Source organism: Lactococcus fujiensis JCM 16395, from assembly GCF_002441655.1.
Classification (GTDB): domain Bacteria; phylum Bacillota; class Bacilli; order Lactobacillales; family Streptococcaceae; genus Lactococcus; species Lactococcus fujiensis.
The window spans coordinates 1-2,194 of the sequence record NZ_JXJU01000040.1; the positions used below are offsets into that span (position 1 = coordinate 1).

Annotated in this window: 3 protein-coding genes; 1 reads left to right on the forward strand and 2 read right to left on the reverse strand. The window is 30.2% G+C overall.

Annotation, left to right across the window (positions count from 1 at the left end):
- Positions 1–396, reverse strand: a 396-nt coding sequence (locus RT41_RS10075) for a hypothetical protein (RefSeq protein ID WP_143467374.1), incomplete at its 3' end; no start/stop codon positions are given.
- Positions 397–485: 89 nt separating this feature from the next.
- Positions 486–755: a phosphoketolase family protein gene (locus RT41_RS10080; RefSeq protein ID WP_245811691.1), complete on the reverse strand. Its 270-nt coding sequence runs from the start codon at positions 753–755 to the stop codon at positions 486–488.
- 452 nt (positions 756–1,207) lie between these two features.
- Here RT41_RS10080 and RT41_RS10085 point away from each other — a divergent pair, with 452 nt between their 5' ends.
- On the forward strand, positions 1,208–1,552 hold the full coding sequence (locus RT41_RS10085) for a hypothetical protein (protein ID WP_096819279.1): 345 nt from the start codon (positions 1,208–1,210) through the stop codon (positions 1,550–1,552).
- The last annotated feature ends 642 nt before the right edge of the window (positions 1,553–2,194 follow it).

Below are 2,194 nucleotides of genomic sequence, written 5' to 3' on the forward strand. Positions count from 1 at the left end.
GAAAGAGAAGTCAACCTTTGACACAACAACTTCTTCAACAGCTTTAATTGCTTCTACTACAGGTTTCTTCGCCTTTTCTATTTCAGAAACTTTACTTGGAAGTATTTTAGCATACTCAGATGTATTAAGACCTGGCCAAATGAAATTGAGATTTTCGTCTAATTGAGGACGACCACCATCTTCAACTTCCAATTCTTTACCAAAGTTGCTAAGATAGTATTCTTGTTTAGAGCCAAAATCTTCAACATCTGCTTTAACAGTATTGTTGTCATTGTCCATTTTGGCAACAAAAGCATTTAGGATAGAGTTGTTTTCTTTCCCTAATAATGATGAAAGTCCTTCTTCGTCAACTGACCCTTGAACAGTTTCCATTGCACGTTTTTTCTGTGCAATCATTGTCAAAACTCTGATGACTTCGGCCAACGTCAAAGGAGAAAAAAGAACTCTTCTCTGAGTTCTTTTGCTTAATGAGATAACTTTAAGGGTTACGCTTTCAATGTTTTCCATTTCCATTCAGTAAATTTAGGAATGTCTACACCTCCGTCACGTGTAACTTCAAAGTATTCTTCAAGCGACCGGTTCGTCACATCAATAAAGGCGACTGCCACTGCTTCATCTACAACTTGGTTTTTTCTTAAAATCCTCACTGCATCAATCGCTTGGTGGAAACGGTCCAATTCTGAATAGACACGCATATCGTGGGTGGTTGTAATATCACCGCCTTCACGATATTCATGCAATTCTCTTAAATCCACAATTTTCTTATTTGATGCAAAAGATAGATTAACTCTATTTATGATATTTTACCATTAAATGTAAGGGGACAAAGTATTATTAATTTTAATCCACTATTTTTCTATTCCCTAAAATCAAAAAATATTGATATAAAAATTTCGATTTCAATAATACAAACGACTACATTTTAGTAACAGATAAATGACTGATATATTTTTTCCTTTTACTAATTCTATTAATTACATCTATATTACTAAAGGAAAAGCAAGTATCACGTAAATTCAATTAATCTTTTAAAGTCACCCTTTTTTAAACTCACTATATAATCATTTTAAAAAGGACCGGGTAAATAATAAACCATAATACAATTTACAATATGACATTTTAATTTCGTTTACGCTTTTTTATTTACAAATTCAAAAGATAAACATATAATAAATCTTATTACTAACAATTTTGAAAGGAAATAAAGATGAGTATTAATTCCCCTACTGTAACATCAAAGAAAAAAATCTTATTTTGGAAAATCGAACCCTTTAATTTTGATGAAATTCCACATTTTGTTGAAGAATATTGTAAAAAGGGACTGATTAAGGAGAAGAATGGTGAAAATCTTTTCTATAAACCTGAATTTTCTTGGGAACTAGATCCATTTAGAGCGTATCCAATTGGCTATTACTTCATGCAACCTGATACGATGAATTTGGCTTACGAATCTGCATTCGTTATTTCTCCTGAGCGCTTTTATTCTGAGTATGAATTGACCGATGAAAATTATGAACAGGAATCATTTTCAAGAAAAAACTTTTTCATTTGACGTAACTCCTTTTAATGGAATACTAATAAGATATCTTCCATCGTTTAAAAAACTGAATTAGACTAGGTGACTCTTCATTAAATTGGTTCACTAACAAGTAGGTCAAGGAAGGGTAAAATTAAATTCACATAAATTTTATTTATGTATTGTAAACTGTAACGATATTCTACTGCTATATTTTGCAATGTTTCTCGATGAATTTGTGGATTTAATGATAAGAACTCACACATTGATTCAGAATTCCCTTTAGTATTGTTTTATCAACGTATGATTAACCTTGAGAATTTTTTTCAGAAGAAGATTTGCTGAATCCTGAAGTAAAATATGCTGAAATTTATGTAAATAACACCAAAAGGTGTTTTTTACTTTTTCTTCATGAAGATAATTCCTATTCTAATTTGAGGATGCAACACGGATTGATATTGAATTAGAGAAACTAACAAAAAGACTTTAGAAAACTCAATAAAGGGACACCTCATGAGTTCTTTAAGAGTGTTAATTAAAGTGGAAAAAATAAAATAAAGGATACTAATATTCTTTTTTTTTTGAATATACTTAATGATTGACATTTATAAACTTAAAATTAAATAATCTTTCCTGTTTCTTCTTATAACATTATGACGTTAAGTCAAGTTTTTAGAG

Bases quoted from the DNA above. Each gene is read 5' to 3' on its own strand.
- RT41_RS10085 (WP_096819279.1), top strand. From the start codon at position 1,208: ATGAGTATTAATTCCCCTACTGTAACATCAAAGAAAAAAATCTTATTT.